The 20,959-nt window shown below is 72.3% G+C and carries 16 protein-coding genes and 1 tRNA gene; 12 read left to right on the top strand and 5 right to left on the bottom strand.

The window, feature by feature from the left end; translation table 11 throughout:
• Positions 1-66 precede the first annotated feature (66 nt).
• Positions 67-1,608 (top strand): MFS transporter, encoded by a 1,542-nt coding sequence (locus tag ABD671_RS12830; RefSeq protein ID WP_344733782.1) that lies wholly within the window; start codon positions 67-69, stop codon positions 1,606-1,608.
• Between the two features lie 35 nt (positions 1,609-1,643).
• Positions 1,644-2,678: a class II fructose-bisphosphate aldolase gene (gene fbaA, locus ABD671_RS12825; protein WP_344733781.1), complete on the top strand. Its 1,035-nt coding sequence runs from the start codon at positions 1,644-1,646 to the stop codon at positions 2,676-2,678.
• A gap of 91 nt (positions 2,679-2,769) precedes the next feature.
• Here fbaA and ABD671_RS12820 read toward each other — a convergent pair whose 3' ends face one another.
• Positions 2,770-4,284: an MFS transporter gene (locus tag ABD671_RS12820; RefSeq protein WP_344733780.1), complete on the bottom strand. Its 1,515-nt coding sequence runs from the start codon at positions 4,282-4,284 to the stop codon at positions 2,770-2,772.
• A 57-nt stretch (positions 4,285-4,341) separates the two neighbouring features.
• On the opposite strand from ABD671_RS12820, the gene ABD671_RS12815 reads away from it, so the two are divergent.
• The gene (locus ABD671_RS12815; protein WP_344733779.1) at positions 4,342-4,764 is read left to right on the top strand and encodes a DUF3151 domain-containing protein; all 423 of its coding nucleotides are present in this window, start codon (positions 4,342-4,344) and stop codon (positions 4,762-4,764) included.
• Between the two features lie 156 nt (positions 4,765-4,920).
• On the opposite strand, the gene lysS is transcribed toward ABD671_RS12815, so the two are convergent.
• Complete coding sequence (lysS, locus tag ABD671_RS12810) at positions 4,921-6,645, bottom strand: lysine--tRNA ligase (protein WP_344733778.1); 1,725 nt, start codon at positions 6,643-6,645, stop codon at positions 4,921-4,923.
• 142 nt (positions 6,646-6,787) lie between these two features.
• Between lysS and ABD671_RS12805 the strand changes: the two genes are divergently transcribed.
• Complete coding sequence (locus ABD671_RS12805; RefSeq protein ID WP_344733777.1) at positions 6,788-7,783, top strand: LuxR C-terminal-related transcriptional regulator; 996 nt, start codon at positions 6,788-6,790, stop codon at positions 7,781-7,783.
• Positions 7,784-7,866: 83 nt separating this feature from the next.
• Here the strand turns inward: ABD671_RS12805 and ABD671_RS12800 are convergent, their stop codons facing one another.
• Positions 7,867-8,799, bottom strand: a complete 933-nt coding sequence (locus ABD671_RS12800; protein WP_344733776.1) for a diacylglycerol/lipid kinase family protein — start codon at positions 8,797-8,799, stop codon at positions 7,867-7,869.
• 173 nt (positions 8,800-8,972) lie between these two features.
• Here ABD671_RS12800 and ABD671_RS12795 point away from each other — a divergent pair, with 173 nt between their 5' ends.
• From ABD671_RS12795 to ABD671_RS12765, 7 genes are all read left to right on the top strand, one after another.
• Positions 8,973-10,271, top strand: coding sequence for an adenylosuccinate synthase (locus ABD671_RS12795; RefSeq protein ID WP_344733775.1), 1,299 nt, complete (start codon positions 8,973-8,975; stop codon positions 10,269-10,271).
• A 31-nt stretch (positions 10,272-10,302) separates the two neighbouring features.
• Entirely contained in the window at positions 10,303-11,565 is a 1,263-nt protein-coding gene (purD, locus tag ABD671_RS12790; protein ID WP_344733774.1) for a phosphoribosylamine--glycine ligase, read from the top strand.
• Between the two features lie 46 nt (positions 11,566-11,611).
• Complete coding sequence (gene purB / locus ABD671_RS12785; RefSeq protein ID WP_344733773.1) at positions 11,612-13,030, top strand: adenylosuccinate lyase; 1,419 nt, start codon at positions 11,612-11,614, stop codon at positions 13,028-13,030.
• A gap of 164 nt (positions 13,031-13,194) precedes the next feature.
• Positions 13,195-15,081 carry a CocE/NonD family hydrolase gene (locus tag ABD671_RS12780; protein ID WP_344733772.1) on the top strand — a complete coding sequence of 629 codons (1,887 nt, stop codon included), beginning with the start codon at positions 13,195-13,197 and terminating at the stop codon, positions 15,079-15,081.
• Between the two features lie 183 nt (positions 15,082-15,264).
• Positions 15,265-15,933: a dTMP kinase gene (gene tmk, locus ABD671_RS12775; RefSeq protein ID WP_344733771.1), complete on the top strand. Its 669-nt coding sequence runs from the start codon at positions 15,265-15,267 to the stop codon at positions 15,931-15,933.
• The gene (locus ABD671_RS12770; protein WP_344733770.1) at positions 15,930-17,117 is read left to right on the top strand and encodes a DNA polymerase III subunit delta'; all 1,188 of its coding nucleotides are present in this window, start codon (positions 15,930-15,932) and stop codon (positions 17,115-17,117) included. The genes tmk and ABD671_RS12770 overlap by 4 nt, the downstream gene beginning before the upstream one ends.
• On the top strand, positions 17,114-18,691 hold the full coding sequence (locus ABD671_RS12765) for an alpha/beta hydrolase (RefSeq protein WP_344733768.1): 1,578 nt from the start codon (positions 17,114-17,116) through the stop codon (positions 18,689-18,691). The genes ABD671_RS12770 and ABD671_RS12765 overlap by 4 nt, the downstream gene beginning before the upstream one ends.
• A gap of 36 nt (positions 18,692-18,727) precedes the next feature.
• On the opposite strand, the gene ABD671_RS12760 is transcribed toward ABD671_RS12765, so the two are convergent.
• A complete protein-coding gene (locus tag ABD671_RS12760; protein ID WP_344733766.1) occupies positions 18,728-19,669 on the bottom strand; it encodes a TauD/TfdA dioxygenase family protein in 942 nt (313 codons plus the stop codon).
• 158 nt (positions 19,670-19,827) lie between these two features.
• Between ABD671_RS12760 and ABD671_RS12755 the strand changes: the two genes are divergently transcribed.
• Positions 19,828-19,903: transfer RNA gene (locus ABD671_RS12755), tRNA-Thr, on the top strand.
• Here ABD671_RS12755 and ABD671_RS12750 read toward each other — a convergent pair.
• Positions 19,869-20,687: a hypothetical protein gene (locus tag ABD671_RS12750; protein ID WP_344733764.1), complete on the bottom strand. Its 819-nt coding sequence runs from the start codon at positions 20,685-20,687 to the stop codon at positions 19,869-19,871. The genes ABD671_RS12755 and ABD671_RS12750 overlap by 35 nt on opposite strands.
• Positions 20,688-20,959: the final 272 nt, after the last annotated feature.

Here is a 20,959-nt window from a genome sequence, read left to right as displayed (position 1 = left end):
ACAGTGCGGCTCTAGCATCCGTGTGTCATATAAACAGTATGCAATGCACGCAATAAGGGGTTCGCCATGTCGGAAGAGATCGTCATCCGTGCCGGACGCAGGGAATGGGTCGCCCTCGGCGTCCTGGCCCTCCCACTGCTCCTGGTCTCGATGGATGTGTCGATCCTGTATTTCGCCGCTCCGGAGATCGCACGCGATCTCGATGCCGGTCCGGCCCAGCAGCTATGGATCTTCGACGTCTACGGCTTCGTTCTCGCCGGGATGCTGATCCCGATGGGCGCTCTCGCCGATCGGCTCGGCGCCCGCCGACTGCTCCTCATCGGGGCCGTCGCGTTCTCGCTCACCTCGTGGTGCGCGGCATTCGCCGGCACGGTCGGGCACCTGATCGCGGCGCGTGGCGTGCTCGGCGTCGCTGGCGCGACCCTCATGCCCTCGACGCTCGCGATGATCCGCCAGCTCTTCCGCGACGAGCGGCAGCGCGGGGTCGCGATCGGTGCATGGACCGGGGTGATGACGGCCGGTGTCGGTCTGGGACCCGTCGTGAGCGGGGTGCTGCTCGCGCACTTCTGGTGGGGCTCGGTCTTCCTCGTGAACATCCCGGCGATGCTCCTGCTGCTGGTGTGCGGACCCCTCCTCCCGTCCGGAGAGCGGCACGCCGGCGCCCGTCTGGACCTTCTCTCGGCTGCGACCGCACTGCTCTCCATGCTCATGACCGTCTTCGGGATCAAGCAGATCGCCGTCCACGGCCTCCAGGTCGCCCCGGTGCTGGCTCTGGTCGGCGGCGTCGGACTCGGCGCGCTCTTCCTGCGCCGTCAGTTCGTCCACGAGTTCCCGTTGATCCCACCGTCGCTGCTGCGCGATCGGATCTACCGAGCGGCACTCGTGGGCGCGACGATCTGCTCGTTCGCCGTCGTCGGCAACGCCGTCTTCATGACCGCCTACCTCCAGCTCGTCCTAGGGCAGACGCCTCTCACGGCCGCGCTGTGGAGTCTGGTGCCGACCGCGGGCGTGCTCGCGGCCGCCCCGCTAGCGGCTCCCCTCGGGGAGCGCATCGGCCCCGACGGCGCCGCGGCCGCCGGACTCGGGGTCGGGGCGGTCGGATTCGTTGCGCTCACGCGCATCGGCGTCGGCGACCTCGCGACCACGCTGGTGGGTGCCGGTCTGTTGGCCGCCGGCGTCGTCATGACGATGACCGTGTGCAGCGAGAAGGTGCTCGCCGCGCTCGACCCGGAGAGAGCGGGCACCGGCTCCGCGCTCTCCGAGGCGGCGACGGAGCTCGGCGGAGCGCTCGGTATCGCGCTCCTGGGCAGCATCGGTGCGGCGGGCTACCGCGCCGCCGTCCATCTGCCGAACGGTGCGATCGGCACGGACGCGGAGGGATCCCTCGCCGGTGCCGCCGCGGTCGCGGTGCGACTCCCGACGGCCGCCGGCCGCCAGGTGTTGGCATCGGCGCAGCTCGCCTACGTGCACGGCCTGCATCTGGCAGCCGCCACCGGCGCCGCCGTCCTGCTGGTCTCGGCGATCGGATTCCTCGTGCGGCGTCCTCTCGCGGGTGTTCACGGCCGTACGGAGCAGGTCGGTGCGACCGCCGCGTCGTCTAGGGTGTGAGCCGATCCGGACCACCCCCGAGGAGACCTGCTTCCATGCCCATCGCCACCCCTGAGATCTACGCGCAGATGCTCGACGCCGCGAAGGCCAAGCGCTTCGCCTACCCCGCCATCAACGTCTCGTCGTCGCAGACGCTGAACGCGGCCCTGCAGGGCTTCGCCGAGGCCGGCTCCGACGGCATCATCCAGGTCTCCACCGGTGGCGCCGAGTACCTCTCGGGCCCCACGGTCAAGGACATGGTCGCCGGTTCGATCGCCTTCGCCGCCTACGCCGCGGAGGTTGCCAAGAACTACCCGGTCAACATCGCGCTGCACACCGACCACTGCCCCAAGGACAAGCTCGACGGCTTCGTGCGTCCGCTGCTGGCCCTTTCGGCCGAGCGGGTCAAGAACGGCGGTCTGCCCTACTTCCAGTCGCACATGTGGGACGGCTCGGCCGTGCCGCTGGAGGAGAACCTCGTCATCGCGCAGGAGCTCATGGAGAAGTGCGCGGCCGCCAAGGTGATCCTCGAGATCGAGGTCGGCGTCGTGGGTGGCGAGGAGGACGGCGTCGAGAACGCCATCAACGACAAGCTCTACTCGACCCCCGAGGACGCCATCGCCACCGCCAAGGCGCTCGGCTACGGCGACCGCGGCTACTACATGACCGCGCTGACCTTCGGCAACGTGCACGGCGTCTACAAGCCGGGCAACGTGAAGCTGCGCCCCGAGGTGCTCCAGGCCGCGCAGGAGGCGGTCGTGACCGAGTTCGGCCTCGAGGCCGGCTCGAAGCCCTTCCACCTGGTCTTCCACGGCGGCTCGGGCTCGACCCCGGAGGAGATCGCGGCCGCCGTCGACTACGGCGTGGTGAAGATGAACATCGACACCGACACCCAGTACGCCTTCACGCGTCCGGTGGCCGCCCACATGTTCAGCAACTACGACGGCGTCCTGAAGGTCGACGGCGAGGTCGGCAACAAGAAGGCCTACGACCCGCGTGCGTGGGGCAAGGCCGCCGAGGCCGGCATGGCCGCCCGCGTGGTCGAGGCCTGCCAGAACCTGCGCTCGGCGGGCACCTCGCTCGCCGGCTGACGCCACGCGCCCAGCACGCGCCCAGCACGCGCCCAGCAAGAGAAGGGCCCCGGAGCATCGCTCCGGGGCCCTTCGTCCGTGACGGGGTGGCTCAGCCGCCGAAGCCCGCGTGCCGGGGACGCTCGAAGAACAGGACGGCGATAAGGCCGGCGACCAGGACGGCGGCCGGCAGCAGCATGGTCTGCGACATCGCGGTCGAGAACGCGTCGGCCACCTGGGCCGGGATCGGACCGCTCGACCCGGCCGTCTCGGGGCTGCCCTGGAACGAGCCGAGCCCCTCGGCCGCCAGGCGCGCGTCGATGAGCACGGCGATGGCCGCGGAGCCGAGCACCGCGCCGACCTGACGCGTCGCGTTGTAGACGCCCGCCCCCGCACCGGCCTGGTGCACGGGGAGGTTGCGCGTCGCGGTGGCGCTGTTGGGTGCCCAGATGAAGGCGTTGCCGATGCCGAGGAGCACCATCGGCGGCACGAGGTTCCACAGGGAGTCGGTGGGGCTCATCTCCCGTGAGAGCCACAGGAGCGCCACGATCGCCGCGGCGAAGCCGACGCCGGTGATGCGGCGCGGGTGCACGCGGTCGGTGAGCCCGCCGACGAACCGGGCGAGCACGATCGACATGATCGCCATCGGCACCAGCAGCAGCGCTGCGCGCGTGGGGCTCAACCCGCGCACGACCTGCGCCCACAGCATGAGCGGGAAGGCCAGCGCGGTGATCGCGAAGCCCATCGTGGTGATGGCGATGTTGGCGAGTGAGAAGTTGCGGTCGCGGAAGAGGCCGAGCGGGACCAGCGGCTCCTGACGGTTGCGGGCCTGCCAGAGCACGAAGAGGGCGAAGACGGCCAGGCCGGCGGCGATCATGGCCCAGATCCAGGCGGCCCAGTTCTTCTGGTGGCCCTCCTGGATGCCGAAGACGAGCAGGAACATGCCGGCGCCGCTCAGGGCGACACCGAGCCAGTCGAACCGGTGCCGGCCGGTGGGCAGGCTCGGCACGAGCCGCCAGGCGAGCGCGAAGCCGAGCAGGCCGACCGGGACGTTGATGAAGAAGATCCACTCCCAGCTCAGCGCGTCGACCAGGACGCCGCCGAGGATCGGGCCGACCAGGGTGGCGACGCCGGCGGTGGCACCCCACAGGGCCAGCGCCTTGCCGCGTCGTTCGGCGGGGAAGATGCGGGTGATGATCGCCATCGTCTGCGGCGTGATCATCGAGGCGCCGAGGCCCTGCACGACGCGGGCGATGATGAGACCCTCCACGGTCGTGGTCAGGCCGCACCACAGCGAGGCGAGGGTGAAGACCGTCAGGCCGGCGAGGTAGAGCCGCTTCGGGCCGAACCGGTCGCCCAGGCGCCCGGTGATGAGCACCGGGACGGCGTAGGCGAGCAGGTAGGCGCTGGTGACCCAGACGACGCTGTTCACGTCGGCGTCGAGGTCGCTGATGATCGCCGGGGTCGCGACCGAGACGATCGTGGAGTCGACGAGGATCATGAAGAAGCCCAGGCACAGCGCGAAGAGCGCCGGCCACGGGTCCTTGGCCGCGGCGGGGGCGGTGGTGCCGGCGGCGTCCGCGGTGACGTCGGCGGGGGAGGCCCCGGAGGACAGCTCGGTGCTCATGGGTCGACTCAACACCCGGGCACCGACAGTTCATCCCGGCACACCACAATGGGTGGCATGTCCGAGCACCTGCACCGCGACCTGATGGCGGGTCCGCCGCCCACCCACCTGCCCGTCGACCCGGCCGCCGCCGACCTGGCGGGCGGCGTCACCCCGCGCGCCGCCGTCCGGGCGCACCCCGACTCCCCGGTGGCGTGGGCCGCGCTGGCGAGCGAGGCGGTCGAGAACGACGCCGACGTCGTCGACGTCTACGCCTACGCCCGGGTCGGCTACCACCGCTCGCTCGACATGCTGCGGCGCAACGGCTGGAAGGGCCACGGCCCGGTGCCGTGGTCGCACGAGCCCAACCGGGGCTTCCTCACCTGCCTCGCGCTGCTGGCCAAGGCCGCCCGCGCGATCGGCGAGGACGCCGAGTGGGAGCGCTGCTCGACCTTCCTGCGCGACTCCAGCCCCGAGGCGTTCGACGTCCTGCTGGGCTGACCGCTACGCGGCGCACCGGTGGATTCAGGCTGAGGCGCTCGCTCGCGAACGCCTCAGGCGTCACACCGGCCCCGACGGACAGGCGAAACTGGCCGTTTCGGGCCGGATCCGCCGGGTTTTCGGCCAGTTTCCCCGGCCGGCCGGGGAAACTGGCCCTCACCCCACCGGCGTCAGCAACTCCCGCACCTTCCCCGCCCCGAGCGCGACGAAGAGGGTGGGCAGTCGCGGGCCGCGCTCGGCGGCCACGAGGAGTTCGTAGAGCAGCCGGAAGAAGCGCTTCTGGTCGGCCTTGACCTCCTCGGTCGGCGCGTCGTCCAGGCCCAGGCCGCGGCCCAGCTTCGGGACGCCGTAGATCAGCGTCGTGATCTCGTCGAGGTCGAGCTTGTCGGGCATGCGGTCGAGCAGGTTGCGCAGCCACAGCTCCTCGTCCTCGTCCAGCGCGGCGAGGCGGTCGACGTCGGGCGTCTCGCGCACGGTGGTGCGGTCGGACTCCGGCACGTAGTCGCTCATCCACGTCATCGCCTTGCCCAGGCGCGGTTCGAGGTCGGCGACCGCGGTGTGCGGGTGGCCGACCTCGCCGACGATGCGGCTGATCAGCTCCGCGGAGCCGGCGGTCACGTCGGCGACCGAGGAGAGCAGTCGGAACGGGACGACGACCTGCGGCGTCGGCAGGGTGCCCGCGGACGCCGTCGCCGAGGCCCGCTCCCAGGCCAGCACCTGGGCGTCGCGCTTCGCGGGGTCGGCGGCCTTCTTGCCCAACGCGTCCCACTCGTCGTAGAGCCGCACGACCTCGGCGCCGAAGTCGACGGTGAAGGCCTGCTTGGGTGCGCGGCGCACGTAGAGCCAGCGCAGCACCGGTGCTTCGAGGATCTGCAGGGCGTCGGCGGCGGTGGGCACGCCGCCGCGCGAGGACGACATCTTCACCTGGCCGCCGGCGCCGACGAAGGAGTAGCCGACGAAGGACGGCGCCCGCCCGCCGTAGATCTTCACGACGTCCTTGCCGACGGTGTAGGAGGAGCCGGGGCTGGCGTGGTCGACGCCGCCGGGCTCGAAGTCGACGCCCTCGAAGGCCCAGCGCATCGGCCAGTCGACCTTCCAGACCAGCTTGCCCTCGTCCTGCGTGCGCAGGTTCGTGACACCGGCGAAGCCGCAGGCCGAGCAGGTGTAGGAGAGGTCGGTGGTGGCGTCGTCGTAGGCGGTGATGGTGGTGGTGTCGCGCCCGCACTGCCGGCAGTAGGGCTTGTAGGGGAAGCGGGCGAGGTCGCCGGCGTCGGCGGCGAGCTCCTCGCCGTCGTCCTCGGCGGTCGACTCGTGTCCCTCGGGGGCCGGTTCGGCGTCCGCCGCGGGCTTCTTGGTGCGGTAGCGGGCGAGCACCGACTCGATCTCGGCGCGCTTCTCCACCGCCAGCAGGATCTGCTCGCGGTAGGTGCCGGCGCGGTACATCTCGGTCTGGGAGACCTCCTGCATCTCCACGCCCATCTCCGCCAGCGAGCGCTGGAGCGGCTCCTTGAAGTGCTCGGCCCACGAGGGGTGGCACTCCCAGGGGTCGGGGACGGCGGAGAGCGGACGGCCGATGTGCTCGTTCCACGACGGGTCGATGCCGGCCGGCACCTTGCGGAACCGGTCGTAGTCGTCCCAGCTGTGCAGGTGGCGCACGGGCAGGCCGCGGCGGCGGATCTCCTCGGCCACGAAGTGCACGGTGAGGAACTCGCGCAGGTTGCCCAGGTGCACCGGACCCGACGGGCTGGCACCGGAGGCGCAGGTGATGACCTGACCCGGCTTCAGCTCGCCCGCGTGCCGGATGGCGTCGTCGGCGGCACGGGTCACCCAGTCGCTCGGGTCCCCGGCCGTGCGTGCTCCTGCGTCGCTGCCTCGGGCCATGGGCCGGATGCTACGGGACCCCCGACATCCGCCCGACGTCCGCCCGACGTCCGCCCGACGTCCGCCCGACGCCGCGATGCCGTCGCGAACGCCGTCGCGAGCGCCGTCCCGGAGGGGTGCGGTGATGCCCTAGCCTGCGGGGATGGTCGCCCAGTCGCAGACGGTCATGACCGCGCTCGGCTTCTCCCGGCCGGTCGCACGCCTCTACGAGCAGGTGCGGCGCCACGACGGTCGCCCGTTCGAGGCGGTCGCCGATGCGTTGCTGCGCGCGCCGGAGGATCTGCGCCGCGAGCTCGGCCCCCTCCTCGACGCCCACGTCGTCACCCTCGCCGACGGCGTGCTGCGGGTGCTGGCGCCCGACCAGGTGGTGGTCGCGGTGCTGCGCGAGACCGCGAGCACCGCCGCCTCGGCCCACCAGCGCCTCGAGGACGTCGTCCGGGCGATGCCGCTGCTCTCCCCGGCGCCGATCCGGCCGGTCGAGCAGGAGACCGCCGACCTCGTGCCGCTCGATGGCGAGCTGAGCCGCGGCGGCGACCGGGTGCAGCTGGTCGCCCAGCTGCTGATGGAGAGCCACGGCGAACTCCTGTGGTTCCGCCCCGACCAGTGGCGCTCGCCCGACTACGACCCGATGGCCGAGGTGCTGCGCGGGATGATCGCCGAGGGACGCCGGTCGCGGGCGATCTACCCGATGCGGGCGATCTCGGAGATCCCCGACACCCTGACCCACCGGGCGGGCATCGGCGAGGAGATCCGGCTGGTGCCCGACCTGCCCACCCGGATGCTCATCATCGGCACGAGCCACGTGATCCTGCCCGAGCCGTTGGGGTTCGAGGACGAGCCGCGGTCGCTGGTGCGTCAGCGCGGGCTGGTGGAGGCGATGATCCTGTGGTTCGAGGCCGTCTGGGCCCACGCCGAGCCGCTGCCGTCCGGTGAGGTGGCGCCCGAACCGGGCCGTCTGGACCTGCGCCGGTTCGTCCTACAGCAGTTGGCCGCCGGGGCCCAGGACGAGCAGATCGCCCGCCAGCTCGGCGTCTCCCTGCGCACCGTGCGGCGTCGGATCGCCGATCTGATGACCGAACTCGGCGCGGAGTCGCGGTTCCAGGCCGGTGTGGAGGCCGCCCGGCGGGGGTGGCTGTGAGCGCGCGCGGCTGGCTTGTAACGCGCAGTTAGCCACCACTACCCGACCCTTGTAAGGGGTGCCTAGTGGTGTGTAACCCCGCGTTACAAGCGTCCGGCGCCCCGCGCCGGCAGCACCATCCGGTACGCCGCGGGCTCGAGGTGCCAGGTGCGCATGCGTTCGGGTCCGTAGAGCTCCCCGTCGGCGGAGCACCAGAACTCCTCGCCGGCGACGGTGACCGAGAGGCCGCGGGCGGTGAGGACGTCGTCGCGCTCGGCATGGCGGCCCAGGGCGACGCCGGCGGCGTACCCCAGGCGGTCGAGCGGGTCGGTGGCCAGGGAGACCAGCACGTCGAGGAGGCCGTCGCCGGGGTCGGCGCCGGGGGTCAGCTCGGTGCCGCCGCCCACGGACGGCGCGTTGCCCACGGCCACCATCAGCACCCGCCGGTCGAGGTCGACCATCACCTCGCCGTCGACCTCCACCCGCAGCCGCAGGGACGGCGGGTCGAGGGCGGCGATGGCCGCGCCGATCGGATAGCCCAGGCGGCCGAGGTTGAGCCGACCGACCCCCAGCGAGCCGAGACGCTGCTTCCACACCGCGCCGTGCCGGCTCGCCTCCGCGCCGGCGCCGAGGTGGACGCCGTTGACGACGACCTCGCCGACCTCGTCGACGAGCAGGTCGACGGGGCGCACCTCGCCCTCGAGCAGCACGCGGGCGGCGTCCTCGGGGTCGAGGGGGATGCCCTGGCCGCGGGCGAAGTCGTTGCCGGTGCCGAGCGGCAGCAGGCCCAGCACCCGCTCGGACAGCTCGTGGCGCCGGTGCAGGGCGGCCACGACCGCGTGCAGGCTGCCGTCGCCGCCGGCCACCACGATGCGCCGGGACGCCGCGCGGTGCAGGACGCCGTTGAGCTCGCCCGGGTCGGAGGTGGCGGCCACCTCGACCGAGGTGCCGGCCCGCAGCACGGCCAGGGCACGCTCGAGGTTCGCCTCGTCGGCGGTGCCGGCGTCGGCGTTCCGGATCACCAGCAGCGGTTCCACGCCCCGGACGCTACCGGTCGGCCCCAGGTCCGCCCCTCGTCCGCGAGGAGACCCGGGAGGTCGCTCTCTGTTAATCTCCCGTCGCAAGAGCCCCGGTGCCTTGCGCCGGGGTTCCTTCGCGTCACAGGCGCCCTCGGCGGCTGCACCGGAGCGGTCAGCGACGAGGAGAAGACATGCCGGCAATCGCCATCATCGGCGCCCAGTGGGGCGACGAGGGCAAGGGCAAGGCCACCGACCTGCTCGGTTCGAGCGTCGACTACGTGGTGAAGTTCAACGGCGGCAACAACGCCGGCCACACGGTCGTCATCGGCCAGCCCGACGGCAGCCAGCAGAAGTACGCGCTGCACCTGCTGCCCAGCGGCATCCTCACCCCGGGCTGCACGCCGGTCATCGGCAACGGCGTCGTCGTCGACCTCAAGGTGCTCTTCGAGGAGATCGACGGCCTCGAGGCCCGCGGCGTCGACACCTCCAAGCTCGTCATCAGCGCCAACGCGCACGTGATCGCCGACTACAACCGCACCCTCGACAAGGTCACCGAGCGCTTCCTCGGCTCGCGCCGCCTCGGCACCACCGGCCGCGGCATCGGCCCCACCTACGCCGACAAGATGAACCGGGTCGGCATCCGGGTGCAGGACATCTTCGACGAGTCGATCCTGCGCCAGAAGGTCGCCGGCGCGCTCGAGCTCAAGGGCCAGGTGCTGGCCAAGATCTACAACCGGCGCGCGCCGTCGGTCGACGACACCGTCGCCGAGCTGCTCCAGTACGCCGACCGCCTGCGGCCGATGGTCGCCGACACCGGTCTGCTGCTCAACCAGGCCCTCGACCGCGAGGAGACCGTGCTGCTCGAGGCCGGTCAGGCCACGCTGCTCGACGTCGACCACGGCACCTACCCGTTCGTGACGTCGTCCTCGGCCACCGCCGGCGGCGCCTGCACCGGTTCGGGCATCCCGCCCACCCGTCTCGACCAGGTCATCGGCATCGTCAAGGCCTACACGACCCGTGTCGGCGAGGGCCCGTTCCCCACCGAGCTGTTCGACGACGCCGGCGAGCACCTGCGCAAGGTCGGCGCCGAGTACGGGACGACGACCGGCCGCCCCCGCCGCTGCGGCTGGTACGACACCGTCATCGCCCGTTACGCCGCGCGCGTCAACGGCGTCACCGACTTCGTGCTCACCAAGCTCGACGTGCTCACCGGCCTGGAGCAGGTGCCGGTCTGCGTGGCCTACGACGTCGGCGGGGTGCGCCACGACGAGATGCCGGTCAACCAGACCGACTTCCACCACGCCGTCCCGATCTACGAGTACCTCCCCGGCTGGTGGGAGGACATCAGCGGCTGTCGCTCCTTCGACGAGCTGCCGAAGAACGCCCAGGACTACGTGAAGTACGTCGAGCAGCTCTCCGGGGCGCGCATCTCGGTCATCGGCGTCGGCCCCTCGCGCGACGCCTCGGTCGTTGTCCACCCGCTCATCTGATCCGCCACCCGGCTCCGCAGGAGGACGCCTCGTGAAGACCCTCGTCATCGGCACCGGCGGACGCGAGCACGCGCTGGCGATCGCGCTCTCCCGCGACCCCGCGGTCACCGAGCTGCACGCGGCGCCCGGCAACCCCGGCATCGGTGCGATCGCCACCCTGCACCCGGTCGACCCGCTCGACCCCGACGCCGTCGCCGAGCTGGCCGGCAGCATCGGCGCCGAAGTCGTGATCGTCGGCCCCGAGGCGCCGCTGGTCGCCGGGGTCGCCGACGCCGTCCGTGCCCGTGGCATCGCGGTCTTCGGTCCCTCGGGTGCCGCCGCGCAGCTCGAGGGCTCCAAGGCGTTCGCCAAGGACGTCATGACCGCCGCCGGCGTGCCCACCGCCCGCTCGCGCGTGTGCACGACCCCGGCCGAGGTGGCCGAGGCGCTCGACGAGTTCGGCGCCCCCCACGTGGTCAAGGACGACGCTCTGGCGGCCGGCAAGGGCGTAGTGGTCACCAACGACCGGGCCGAGGCGATCGCCCACGCGGCGTCCTGCCGGCGGGTCGTCGTCGAGGAGTTCCTCGACGGCCCCGAGTGCTCGCTGTTCGTCGTGTGCGACGGCACCACCGGCTACCCGCTGCAGCCCGCGCAGGACTTCAAGCGCATCCACGACGGCGGCCGCGGTGCCAACACCGGCGGCATGGGCTCCTACACCCCGCTCACCTGGACCGACCCCGACCTCGTCGACACCGTCATGGCGCAGGTCGTGCGGCCCACGCTGGCCGAGATGGCCGCGCGCGGGGTCCCGTTCGTCGGCTGCCTCTACGTCGGCCTCGCCCTGACGGCGTCCGGCCCGCGGGTCATCGAGTTCAACGTGCGCTTCGGCGACCCCGACATCCAGCCGGTGCTGGCCGTGCTCGACTCCCCGCTCGGCGTCCTGCTGGACGCCGCCGCGCACGGCCGCCTCGCCGAGGTCGAGTCGCCGCGCTTCGCCGACGCCGCCGCTGTCAGCGTCGTGCTGGCCTCGGCCGGCTACCCCGAGTCGTCGTCCTCGGGCGACGTCATCACCGGGGTCGAGGACGCCGCCGCCACCGGCGCCGACGTCATCCACGCCGGCACCGCGCTGCGTGACGGCGAGCTGGTCACCGCCGGCGGACGGGTGCTCGCCGTGCGCGCCGTCGGCGCCGACGTCGCCGAGGCCCGGGCTCGCGCCTACGCCGCCGCCGACCACATCACCTTCGCCGGCCAGCAGCGCCGCTCCGACATCGCCGCCGAACCGCTGGGCGTCGTCGAGGGCGCCTCGCTGCGCTGACGCCGACCGCCGTCCGCTCTCCCCGCACCCCGAGAACGAGGATCCCGTGACCGTCCCCAACGTCCTGGCCACCCGCTACGCCGCCGCCGACCTCGTCGAGATCTGGAGCCCCGAGCACAAGATCCGGCTCGAGCGGCAGCTGTGGATCGCTGTGCTCAAGGCCCAGCGCGACCTCGGTATCGAGGTGCCCGACGGTGTCGTCGAGGCCTACGAGGCGGTCGTCGACCAGGTCGACCTCGCCTCCATCGCGGCCCGCGAGCGCATCACCCGCCACGACGTGAAGGCGCGCATCGAGGAGTTCTGCGCGCTCGCCGGGCACGAGCACATCCACAAGGGCATGACCTCGCGCGACCTCACCGAGAACGTCGAGCAGCTCCAGGTGCGCCAGTCGCTGGCGCTGCTGCGCGACCGCGGCGTCGCGACGGCGTCCCGGCTCGCGCGGCTGGCCGCCGAGCACGAGACCACGGTGATGGCCGGCCGCTCGCACAACGTGGCCGCCCAGGCCACCACGCTCGGCAAGCGCTTCGCCACCGTCGCCGACGAGCTGCTCATCGCGCTCGAGCGGGTCGAGGAGCTGCTGGCCCGCTACCCGCTGCGCGGCATCAAGGGCCCGATGGGCACCGCGCAGGACATGCTCGACCTGCTCGACGGCGACGAGTCGAAGCTCGCCGACCTCGAGCAGCGGGTCGCGGCCCACCTCGGCTTCGTGCGGGTGCTCACCAGCGTCGGTCAGGTCTACCCGCGCTCGCTCGACTTCGACGTGCTCTCCGCACTGGTGCAGCTCGTGGCGGCGCCGTCCAACCTCGCCACGACGATCCGGCTGATGGCCGGCATCGAGCTGGTCACCGAGGGCTTCAAGGAGGGCCAGGTCGGCTCCTCGGCGATGCCGCACAAGATGAACACCCGCTCGTGCGAACGGGTCAACGGTCTCGCGGTCATCGTGCGCGGCTACCTCTCGATGGTCGGCGAGCTGGCCGGCGACCAGTGGAACGAGGGCGACGTGTCGTGCTCGGTCGTGCGCCGCGTCGCGCTGCCCGACGCCTTCTTCGCCGCCGACGGGCTCTTCCAGACCTTCCTCACCGTGCTCGACGAGTTCGGCGCCTTCCCGGCGGTCATCCAGCGCGAGCTCGACCGCTACCTGCCGTTCCTGGCCACCACCAAGGTGCTGATGAGCGCGGTGCGCAACGGCGTGGGCCGCGAGTCGGCGCACGAGGCCATCAAGGAGCACGCCGTCGGGGTGGCGCTGGAGATGCGCCAGGGCCTCGCGGTCAACGACCTCTTCGAGCGGCTCGCCGGCGACGTCCGCCTCGGCCTGACCCGCGAGCAGATCGACGCGCTCGTCGCCGACCCGATCACCTTCACCGGTGCCGCCGTCGCCCAGACCCAGGAGGTGTGCCGTCGCGTCGCCGAGCTGGTCTCGCGGCACCCCGAGGCGGCGGCGTATGCGCCGGGGGCGATCCTGTAGGGGGGATGCAGGTTTCCCCGGTCAGCCGGGGAAACCTGATGTTGTGGGGCGAAACTTCGCCCATCAACATCAGGTTTCGCCCCTCCAGTGACCGCTCTGCGGGACACCCCGGGGGGAATGCGTGACGACCGTCACCTCGCACGGCGAGCGTCGTTGATCCCCCCGTGCGTCGTCCTCCGTTCCTGACCAGCCTGTCCGCCGCCGTCCTCAGCACGGCGCTCGCCGGCGCCGCCCTCGGCGTCCCCGGCGTCCCGGCGTCCGCGGCGCAGCCCGAGCCCGCCTCTTTCGCGCGGAGCACAGCGAGCGCGAAGCCGGCCTACACCGTGACCCCGCTGTGGTTCTCGGTGCAGGTGGGGGAGGACGACGACATCGACTGCACGATCGTCGCCGACCTCTATCTCCCGAAGGCCGCATCGCGCCGCGACCGGGTGCCGGCGATCCTCACCACCAACGGCTTCGGCGGGTCGAAGGACGACCAGGCCGGCACCGGCCGGCTCTTCGCGTCCCGCGGCTACGCGGTGCTCTCCTACTCGGGGCTGGGGTTCGGCGGCTCCTCGTGCCCGATCTCGCTGGACAGCCCCGAGCGCGACGGCAAGGCGGCGCGGTTCCTGGTCAGCTACCTGGGCGGTGAGCGCGGGCACGCGTTCCTCGATGCGGGACTGACGACCAAGGCGCCGAAGCTGGACGTCGTCGTCCGTGACGCGCTCGACCACACGGGGCGTCACTCGGCGTTCGACCCGCGGGTGGGCATGATCGGTGGCTCCTACGGCGGCGGCGCCCAGTTCGCGGCCGCGTCGGTCGACCCGCGCATCGACACCCTCATCCCGCTCATCACCTGGAACGACCTCAGCTACTCCCTGGCCCCGAACAACGTCGTGGCCAACGGGGACGACGTCGCCACCGGCGTCACCACGCCGGTGCACGGGGCGGCCAAGCTCATCTGGGCCGCGGGCTTCTCCGCGCTCGGCGTCGTCAACGGCCTCCAGTACGCGCAGGCCGACCCGCAGCGGCTCATCGGCTGCCCCGACTTCGAGTCCTGGGTCTGCCCCTCGCTCGTCAACGCCGCCGCCACCGGCACCCTCGACGACGCCACCTACGACAAGCTGCACGACCGCTCGGTCGTCTCGTTCATGAAGCGCATCCGCATCCCCGTGCTGTTGGCGCAGGGGCAGGGCGATACCCTGTTCAACCTCAACGAGGCGATCGCCACCTACCGCTCGCTGCGCGCGCAGGGCACTCCGGTGAAGATGCTGTGGTCGGACGGCGGCCACTCCAAGCCCTACCCGCCCGGCGAGATCGTCACCGACGACCTCGAGATCGGCTCGCAGTACCTCACCACCCGGTTCGCGGCGTGGTTCGACCACCACCTCAAGGACCTCCCGGTCTCCACCGGTCCGCAGTTCGCCTACTTCCGTGACTGGGTCGACTACCGCGGCAGCGCCGCGCCGGCGTACGCCTCGGCGCCGGCGTTCCCGCTGCCCGGACGCCGGGTGCTGCACCTCTCCGACGCCGCGCTCGTGGCGAAGCGCTCGCAGGTGGTCGGGGGCAGCCAGCAGTTCCTCACCCCGATCGCCGGCCTGCCGAGCTCGCTCGACCCGGCCGACCTGATCAGCTCCATGGTGCCGATCGGCGTACCGGAGCAGGACCTGCCGGGCACCACGGCGTCCTTCACCACCGCGGCGCTGGGTCGTCCTCTGGACGTCGTCGGCTCGCCGCGGGTGCGCCTGCAGGTCGACACCCCGCTGGCTCCGGTGGCCGGCGCGACCGGCGAGACCGCGCTGACGCTGTTCCTCAAGATCCTCGACGTCGCCCCCGACGGCTCCTCGACGCTGGTGCGCGACCTTATCGCCCCGGTGCGGGTGGCCGATCCGAGCAAGCCGTTCACGGTGGCGATGCCGGCGTTCGTGCACCGCTTCGCGAAGGGCCACCAGCTCCAGCTCGTCGTGGCCGGCGGCTCGCTGAACTACCGCGGCGGCCTGGTGCCCAACCCGGTCACCATCGCGACCGGTCCCGACGTCGCCGGGCAGGTGCTGACGCTGCCGACACGGTGAGCGGGGTGGTTGCAGGAGTCACCGGTGCACCGGTGACTCCTGCGCTTCTCAGGGAAAACTTCACCTGATAAGTGACAGTTTCCCCTGAGAAGTGGCTCCGCATATCGGACGCCGGCCCGCTCGCCGCTGCGGCCCGCCGCCCCCGCACGTGACCCTGTCGGCGCCCCTGGCTAGGTTCTGACCATGGAGTCGGAGCGGCAGGGCGTCTTCGCCGAGCGCGGCCTGTTCGTCTGCTTCGAGGGCGGCGAGGGGGCCGGCAAGTCCACCCAGTCGCGGCTGCTGCGCGCCTGGCTGGAGGAGCGGGGCCACCAGGTGCTGCTCACCTACGAGCCGGGCGACACCCCGGTGGGCCAGGAGATCCGGCGCATCGTGTTGAGCCCCGAGACCGGCGCGCTCTCCGACCGCACCGAGGTGCTGCTCTACGCCGCCGACAAGGCCGAGCACGTCGACACCGTGGTGGCCCCGGCGCTGGCGCGCGGCGAGGTCGTCATCACCGACCGCTACGTCGACTCCACGCTGGCCTACCAGGGCGCCGGTCGCACCCTGCCGGTCGCCGAGGTCGAGCAGGTCGCCCGCTGGGCCACCGGCGACCTGCGGCCGCACCTGACCGTCGTCCTCGACCTCGAACCGCAGGCCGGGCTGGGGCGCTTCGACGAGCGCGACCGCATCGAGGGGGAGTCCCTGGAGTTCCACCAGCGGGTGCGGGCGGCGTTCCTGGCGATGGCCCAGGCCGACCCGGCGCACTACGTCGTCCTCGACGCGCGGGCCTCGATCGAGGAGATCGCGGCCGCCGTCCGCGCCCGGGTCGAGCCGCTGCTCACCCCCGAGGCCGTCGCCGGGGGGCCGGCGTGAGCGTCTGGAGCTCGCTGGTCGGGCAGGCCGCGGCCATCGAGGCGCTGAGCGCGGCGGCGTCCGGGCACGGCATGAGCCACGCCTGGCTGTTCACCGGGCCTCCGGGCTCGGGCCGCTCCAACGCCGCCGTCGCCCTCGCCGCGGCCCTGCAGTGCCCCGACGCCGGCTGCGGCACGTGCCACGAGTGCCACACGGTGCTCGCCGGCACCCATGCCGACGTCTCGGTCGTGCGCACCGAGAAGCTCTCCATCGGCGTCGACGAGGTGCGCGACCTCGTGCGCCGCTCCGCGCTCGCCCCGGTCGGACGCCGCTGGCAGATCCTCATCGTCGAGGACGCCGACCGGCTCACCGACCAGGCCTGCAACGCCCTGCTCAAGGCGATCGAGGAGCCCACCGAGCGCACGGTGTGGATGCTCTGCGCGCCCACGGTCGAGGACGTCCTGCCGACCATCCGCTCGCGCTGCCGCCTGGTCGCGCTCACCACGCCCACCACCGAGGAGGTCGCGGGCTTCCTCGCCCGCACCGACGGCGTCCCGGCGGCCCTGGCCGACTACGCCGCGCGTGCCAGTCAGGGGCACATCGGCCGCGCCCGGGCGCTGGCCCGCGACGAGGCCACCCGCAACCGCCGTCGCGACATCGTGGCGATCCCGAGCCGGCTCACCTCCATCGGGCGCGCGATGAGCGCCGCTGCGCACCTCGTCGAGGTCACCCAGGAGGAGGCCGCGGCCATCACCTCCGAACTCGACGCCCAGGACAAGGCCGACCTCGACGCCGCCTACGGGGTCGTCGAGCGCGGACGCCGTCCCCGCGAGTACGCCCCGGCCCTCGCCGCGATGGAGCGCTCCCAGAAGACCCGCGCCAAGCGGCGCCACCTCGACGTCATCGACCGCGGCCTCATGGACCTCGTCTCGGTCTACCGCGACGCCGTCGCCCTCGGCCTCGGCGCGCCCGGGCGCCTGGTCAACGAGGAGATCCGCGACGACGCCGAGGCGCTCGCCGCGGCCTCGAGCCCCGAGCAGAACCTCGCCCGCATCACCGCGATCTTCGAGGCTCGCGAGCAGCTGCTGGAGTTCAACGTGCCGCCCGCCTTGGCCCTGGAGTCGATGATGGTGGCGTTGCTCACCGATCCGGCCGGATCGGGCCCGAGCGCATCCGTCCCCAGCCGAGGAGGAGCCCACCGGTGAACCGGAGCACCCGCCTGATCGCGATCGTCGTCGTCCTCGCGCTGGTCGGGGGCGGTGCTGCGGTCACCCTGGTCGCCGCGCTCACCGGCGCGGGCGGCATGGGCGGCAGCTCGTCGTTCACCCCGGCCCCGACCACCCGCCCGCAGCCCGGCGCCACCACCGCGCCCGATCCGGCGCTCGAGCGGTTCTACAACCAGAGCATCGCCTGGGGCGACTGCACCGGCGACGGCCCCGCCGAGTGCGCGGCGCTCACGGTGCCGGTCGACTACCGCGATCCGTCGGGCGCGGTCATCAAGCTCAACCTCCTGCGCATCCCCGCCTCCGACCCCTCCGAGCGCATCGGCTCCCTGGTGGTGAACCCGGGCGGGCCCGGCGCGCCCGGCACCCAGTACGCCGCGCAGGCCGAGCAGGTGTTCCGCAAGCCGCTGCTCCAGCACTTCGACATCGTCGGTTTCGACCCCCGCGGCACCGGCGACTCCGACCCGGTCGAGTGCCTGACGCCGTCCCAGCTCGACGCGTTCCTGGCCACCGACCCCGACCCCGACACCCCGTCGGAGTCCCAGGAGCTCACCGACGGCCTCGCGGCCTTCTACCGCGGCTGCGTGCAGCGCTCCGACCAGCTCATCGGCCACGTCACCACCGTCGAGACCGCCCGCGACATGGACGTGCTGCGGGCCGCGCTCGGCGAGACCCGCCTCACCTACTTCGGCGCCTCCTACGGCACCAAGCTCGGTGCCACCTACGCCGACCTGTTCCCCGAGAACGTCGGCCGCTTCGTGCTCGACGGCGCCGTCGACGTCTCGCTGGACTTCCGTCAGCTCGCGCTCGGCCAGGCCCGCGGTTTCGAGACCGCGCTGCGCGCCTACGTCGCCGACTGCGTGCAGAGCGCGAGCTGCCCGCTCGGCGACGACGTCGAGGGCGGCCTGGCCAAGATCACCGATCTCGTCGACAGCACCGACAGCAAGCCGCTGCCCACCGGGCAGCAGGACCGCCCGCTCACCGAGGCGTTGGCCTTCTACGGCCTGGTCACCCCGCTCTACAACCGCGACTACTGGCCCTACCTCACCCAGGCGCTCGCCGCAGCCTTCAAGGGCGACGGGTCGGTGCTGCTCGCGCTGGCCGACGCCTACGCTTCGCGGCTGCCCGACGGCACCTACGCCGACAACAGCGCCCAGGCCATCTACGCGATCAACTGCCTCGACGACCCCTCCTCGATCTCCCCGGCCCAGGTGCCGGCCGAGCTGCCGGCCTTCGAGAAGGCCTCGCCGACCTTCGGCAAGGTCTTCGCCTGGGGGTTGGTGGGCTGCCGCGGCATCCAGGTGAAGGCCACCGAGACCGACGACTCCGTCACCGCGGCCGGGGCGCCGCCGATCGTCGTCATCGGCACCACCCGCGACCCCGCCACGCCGTACGCCTGGGCGGTGGCGCTCGCGAAGCAGCTGAAGAGCGGAGTGCTCATCACGCGTGACGGCGACGGCCACACCGGCTACAACTCCGGCAACCAGTGCGTCGACGAGGCGGTCGAGGCCTACCTCGTCGACGACACCGTGCCGGAGGACGGGCTGCGCTGCTGACGTCGGCCGGCCCGGGCCGGGCCCCGACGGAACAGATCAGCTGATGAGCTCGTCGAGGCGGGTGTAGGCCTCCGAGGAGCCCTGGACGACGCGGCTGCGGCGTCCGTCGATGGCCACCGGCACCTCGCCGACGAGGGTCACGCGGCGCACCTCGCGGCGGTGGGTGTCGAAGTCGGCGACGGCGTAGTGCTGGGTGGCGCGGTTATCCCACATGGCCACGTCGCCCGGTGCCCAGGTCCAGCGCACGGTGTTCTCCAGCTTGGTCACCCGGTTCTGCAGCAGCTGGAAGATCGCGTGCGACTCGGCGGTGTTGAGGCCGACGAACCGCTTGACGAAGTGGCCGAGCAGCAGGGCCCGCTCGCCGGTCTCGGGGTGCACGTGCACCACCGGGTGCTCGGTCTCGAAGTAGGTCGAGCGGAACTGGCGCTGGTCGAGGGCGGCCTTGTCGGGGGTCTCGTTCTCGGGATCCTCGGCGGTGGCCGCGTAGTCGTACTCGTTGGTGTGCACGGCCCACAGTTCGTCGACGAGCGCCTTCAACGGCGCCGAGAGCGCCTCGTAGGCCGCGGCGGTGTTGGCCCAGTTGGTGGTGCCGCCGTACGGCGGGATGTGCACCCCGCGCAGGATGCTGATCGCCGGGATGCGGTCGACGAAGGTGACGTCGGTGTGCCAGCTGTTGGCCGCCATGCCCTGGGTAGCGTTGAGGCTGAGCACGTGCGCGTCGCCGGTGTTGACCGTCGGATGCGCGGTGGTCAGGGTGCCGAGCCGGCGGGCGAAGGCCTGGTGGCCGGCGTCGTCGAGGTGGTGCTGGTCGCGGAAGAAGACCACCTTGTGCCGCAGCAGGGCCGCGCGGATCGTCGCCACCGTGGCGTCGTCCAGCTCGCCGCCGAGGCGGACGCCGTCGATGCGGGCACCGATGCGCCCGCCGATCTGGTGGACCGAGACCTCGTGCTCCACGGCACGGTCGAGGGTCGTGGACATCGCTTTCCTCCCGAGAAGTCGAGTGTTCCACTCCACTTTAGGACCGGTGGGGACCGCCGGGATCACCCGGTCTGGCGGCCACTGCCCTCATTTTCGTCCCGACCCACCCGGGTCGCTACACTCGCCCGCGTCGCACGGCGAGCCTGCTCGATGTGCACGCCGCCTTAGCTCAGTCGGTAGAGCGAATCACTCGTAATGATTAGGTCGTCGGTTCGATTCCGACAGGCGGCTCCAGAGAACAGCCCCTGACCTGCAGAGACGCGGTCAGGGGCTGTGGTGTTCCGAGTCGAGATCGGCCGGGGTCGTGGGCGGACGCGCCGTGACTGCCGAGTTCGTGGCCGGGGCAGCTGGACCGGCTCGGTGACGGTACGGATCCCATCGTGGGCGCCTCGAAGGCGAGCCAGAACCCGACGATCCGGGTGCCGAGGGATCCCAGGACCTGCTCGAAGAGGCGTCGGTGGCTGCCGGGGGCGAGTTCGCCGGGCTGGTTGTCGGCAGCGCTCAGGCCTCCCCCGCCGGAACCGGTGATGCTCATCAGACCGGTCGCTTCGCCGCGGAGGGCCTGCTCGGCGCAGGTGTCGGCGGCCGGCACGAGGCAGGTGTAGCTCGCGGCGTAGGCGAGCGGGAGGTCGGCTCGATCAGCAAGGCCGAAGGTGGTGAAGGTCCGGTCGGTGGTGGTGAACCGCAGATCGAAGGTCGGATGGAGCTCGGTTCCCGTGCGGCTCAGGAACCCGCCGGCGAAGGACGCCGACCAGGGGCGTGCAGTTCCCAGGCGGGTGCCGGGAGGCAGGTCGAGGGAGGGGATCACCCGTGACGCCGGGCCGAACACGGTGAGCGCGTAGCGGCCGGGGCGGACGTCGTCGATGCCGCCGATCGACGGGCTGGCGAGCAGCCCGAGATCCTGCTCGAGCAACCGGAGCCGGAGACGTCCGGCGACGACGCGGCCGTCGTCGAGGCGCGAGAGCGCGTAGCCGATCACCGGGTCGGGGAGGGCGCGGCCGAAGGCGGGGCCGCCCAAGCGTCTCCCGGGCTCGGGGCTGCGGTAGCGGGCCGCTACATGCACGAGTCGGGTACTGGCTTCGATGGGGACTGCGGCGGGTGACGCGACGGCGGCCCGGGCGGCACCCGCTCTCCCATCGGCGGCAACGGCGTCCGATCCGGACGCCGGTCGCGGACACGTCGCGACGAGCAGCGAGGCGAGGAGGACGACAGTTTGTGCCCATCGTCGATGCGCGCGCATCCACCACCTCCCGATCCGTGCCGAGCAACGGTCGAACGAGGCACGGCCCC

It is taken from the genome of Nocardioides fonticola (assembly GCF_039536805.1).
GTDB classification, from domain to species: Bacteria; Actinomycetota; Actinomycetes; order Propionibacteriales; family Nocardioidaceae; genus Nocardioides; species Nocardioides fonticola.
This window is presented reverse-complemented; position numbering and strand designations above follow the sequence as displayed.

Coding starts and splice junctions, on each gene's coding strand:
- tmk (WP_344733771.1), top strand. CDS start 15,265: ATGGAGTCGGAGCGGCAGGGCGTCTTCGCCGAGCGCGGCCTGTTCGTC.
- ABD671_RS12815 (WP_344733779.1), top strand. CDS start 4,342: ATGTCCGAGCACCTGCACCGCGACCTGATGGCGGGTCCGCCGCCCACC.
- ABD671_RS12760 (WP_344733766.1), bottom strand. CDS start 19,669: ATGTCCACGACCCTCGACCGTGCCGTGGAGCACGAGGTCTCGGTCCAC.
- lysS (WP_344733778.1), bottom strand. CDS start 6,645: ATGGCCCGAGGCAGCGACGCAGGAGCACGCACGGCCGGGGACCCGAGC.
- ABD671_RS12830 (WP_344733782.1), top strand. CDS start 67: ATGTCGGAAGAGATCGTCATCCGTGCCGGACGCAGGGAATGGGTCGCC.
- ABD671_RS12795 (WP_344733775.1), top strand. CDS start 8,973: ATGCCGGCAATCGCCATCATCGGCGCCCAGTGGGGCGACGAGGGCAAG.
- ABD671_RS12820 (WP_344733780.1), bottom strand. CDS start 4,284: ATGAGCACCGAGCTGTCCTCCGGGGCCTCCCCCGCCGACGTCACCGCG.
- fbaA (WP_344733781.1), top strand. CDS start 1,644: ATGCCCATCGCCACCCCTGAGATCTACGCGCAGATGCTCGACGCCGCG.
- ABD671_RS12805 (WP_344733777.1), top strand. CDS start 6,788: ATGGTCGCCCAGTCGCAGACGGTCATGACCGCGCTCGGCTTCTCCCGG.